General features: G+C 70.4%; 2 protein-coding genes. Both read left to right on the top strand.

Going from position 1 to position 2,938, the window contains the following annotated elements; genetic code table 11:
* Positions 1–1,270, top strand: a 1,270-nt coding sequence (locus TW83_RS14060; RefSeq protein ID WP_045983406.1) for a TonB-dependent receptor, incomplete at its 5' end; no start/stop codon positions are given.
* A 156-nt stretch (positions 1,271–1,426) separates the two neighbouring features.
* Positions 1,427–2,938 (top strand): DUF4011 domain-containing protein (locus tag TW83_RS14055; protein WP_045983405.1); only part of this gene is annotated, 1,512 nt, incomplete at its 3' end.

Raw genomic sequence — 2,938 nt, 5'->3', positions numbered from 1 at the left:
CGAGTTCGGCGACTGGCGGGCGGAGCTGGGTGCCATCCGGTTCCGGGACGACGCGCTGCGCCCCTATCGCGCGAACTTCACCGGCACGATCGGGGGCCGCCCGGTCCCCGAGACGCGCCGCTATTCGCTGGAACAGTCGACCCAGACGCTGACCCTGCGCCGCACGGTCGCGGACGGCCTGCTGGACCCCGAGATCCGCATCGCGCGCAGCCGCAACCAGCTGGACACCATCGACCTGCCCACGCCCGACGCCCCCGTTCCCGATTTCAACAATGGCGATGCGGATACCGTCAGCGTCGTCCTCCAGAACCGGATGACCGTGCACGGGGTCGAACTGACCGCGGGCCTGGACAACTATCGCACGCGCGCGACCTATGACGGGGTGTTCCGCGGCACGGCCGCCGCGTTCCGCGAGGACCGAACCACGACCGGACTGTTCCTGCAGGGGCGGGGCACGGCGGGGGACATCGACTACAGCGCGGGGCTGCGCCATGACTTAAGCCGGTTCACCGGCGCTGGGGGGCAGCGCCTGGACACCGACGGGACCAGCGCGAACGCCGCGGCCACCTGGCACGCCACCGATGCGCTGCGCCTGAACGCGGGCTGGTCGACGGTGTTCGGCGGCACGCAGCTGGCCTCGGTCTATGAGCTGGACGCGCCCTATGTCGCGCCCAGGGCCTATGACGCGCTTGAGCCCACGCGGGCGCGCAACGTGGTGATGGGCGTCGAATGGCAGCCGGGTGCGACGACCCTGGGGGCCGAGCTGTTCCAGACCCGCATCGAGGGGGTCCGCAAGGGGCTGGTGTCGCGCGATCTGGAAAGCCGGGGTTTCCGTCTGTCCGCCCGCCGCGACTGGCAGGGCGGCTTTGCCGCGCTGCGCTACAGCGACACAAAGGTCGAGCTGGACGGCCAGCCGGCCTCCAGCTTTGACCTGCGCGAACTGGGCACCGTGCCGGGCGGCATGCTGTCGCTGGAGGCGCGGCATGCCGTCATGGCCGGGCTGACCCTGGGCGGTGTCATCCAGCACGCGATCGAGGAGGACGGGCAGGGCGTGGATGTCGACGGCGACTGGCCCGGCTATACCGTCGTGGACGTCTTTGCCGAATACGAACCGGCCGCGTTCCGCAACGTGACCCTGCGCGCCGAGGTCAACAACCTGTTCGACCGTGCCTATGCCGACCGGGCGACCTATGGGGCGGATTTCAGCACCGTCGTGCAGCAGCTGGAACCCGGACGCAGCATCGCGCTGACGGCCGATCTGCGGTTCTGATGGCCCCCCGCGGTCCGGGAAACCGGGCCGCACCCCTCGAAATGTCCCGAGGAAGTGGCGTTTTCCGTCTGGAATCCCTCGTCTTTCGTTCAGGTTGCGGTTATGTTCCCCTTCCGCCCCCCTGGGGTCGGACGCGCAACGAGAAGACCTGGACCGATGACCCAATCCCAGCCCGCCGCCCTGACCCGCACCTTGGATGCCGCCCGCCGCAAGCTGCTGGAGACGGGGACGCGCAACCGCCTGATCCATGTGAACCGCGACAATCAGCGCGCCAGCTGCCTGAACATCATCCACGAACGCAGCGACGAGGTCTGGCGCCTGCTGCGCATCCAGGGCAAACGCATGCGCTTTCGCGCCATGGGCAGCGACACGGCCACGCCCGAGGGCGTGCTGCTGTTGGCCGCGCCCGGTGCACAGACCCAGTCCGACAGCCAGCTGGAGACCCCCCTGGGCCCCGAGGCGCTGGCCCGCCGCCTGCTGCGCCTGTCCCACGACGCCCGCACCGCGGAGGAGGAGCAGGGCCTGAACGTGCTGTACCTGGCGATGGGGTTCCTGCGCTGGCGCGAGGCGCCCGGATCGCAGGTCCTGCGCGAGGCGCCGCTGATCCTGCTGCCGGTGCAGCTGGTGCGCAACGACCGCAGCTCGACCTTCGACCTGATGGCGCGCGAGGACGACCTGACCGCCAACCTGCCGTTGCAGGAGCGTTTGCGCCAGGATTTCGGCATCCTTCTGCCCGAGATCGAGGAGGACGACAACTGGACGCCCGGCGACTATCTGAGCCTGGTCCAGGACGCCGTGTCCGGTCAGCAGGACTGGCAGGTGGACCGCGACGGGATGCAGCTGGGGTTCTTTTCCTTCGCGAAGCTGCTGATGCACCGCGACCTGGACCCCGCCAACTGGCCCGAGGGGGCGTTCGACGGAAACCCACTGCTGGACGGGCTGCTGGCGCAGGGGTTCGCGGGCGACGCGCCGCTGTTCGGGGATCGCGACCGTCTGGACGACCGTCTGGACCCGGCGCGCATCATCCAGGTGATCGACGCCGACGCATCCCAGACCAAGGTCATCGAGGAGGTTCGCGCGGGCGCCAGCCTGGTCGTGCAGGGCCCGCCGGGCACGGGCAAGTCGCAGACCATCACGAACATCATCGCCGCCGCCGCCCATGACGGTAAGACGGTGTTGTTCGTGGCCGAGAAGATGGCCGCCCTGTCGGTTGTCCACGACCGCCTTGCCCGCGCGGGCCTGCGCGACATCTGCCTTGAGCTGCATTCGCGCAGCGCCAACAAGAAGGCCCTGGCGCAGGAGCTGGGCCGGACCCTGATGGCCGGGGCGCATCCGTTGCCCGCCACGGCGGACCCCGCGCGCCTGCGCCAGACGCGCGACATGCTGAACGCGGTCACGGGCCTTCTGCACGACCCGTTGCCGTTCTGGGACGAGGCGCCCTATGCGGCGCTGTCGCGGATCATCGGATTCATCGGACAGGGCGCCCGCCCGCCGGCCATCCCGCTGGACGGCCTGGAGGCGCTGGACGCCGCCGCACGCGAACAGGCGGCGCAGGCCATCGCCCGTTTCGTGGCGGCGCGCGACCGGGCCGGTCCGCCCAAGGCCCATCCGTTCCGCGGCGCGCGGGCGCTGGACCTGCAGCCGACCGATCTGGCGCGGCTTGTCGAC

Source organism: Paracoccus sp. S4493, from assembly GCF_000967735.1.
GTDB lineage: Bacteria > Pseudomonadota > Alphaproteobacteria > Rhodobacterales > Rhodobacteraceae > Paracoccus > Paracoccus marcusii.
The sequence above is the reverse complement of the archived record's forward strand: the minus strand, read 5'-3'. Positions and strand labels throughout refer to the sequence as shown.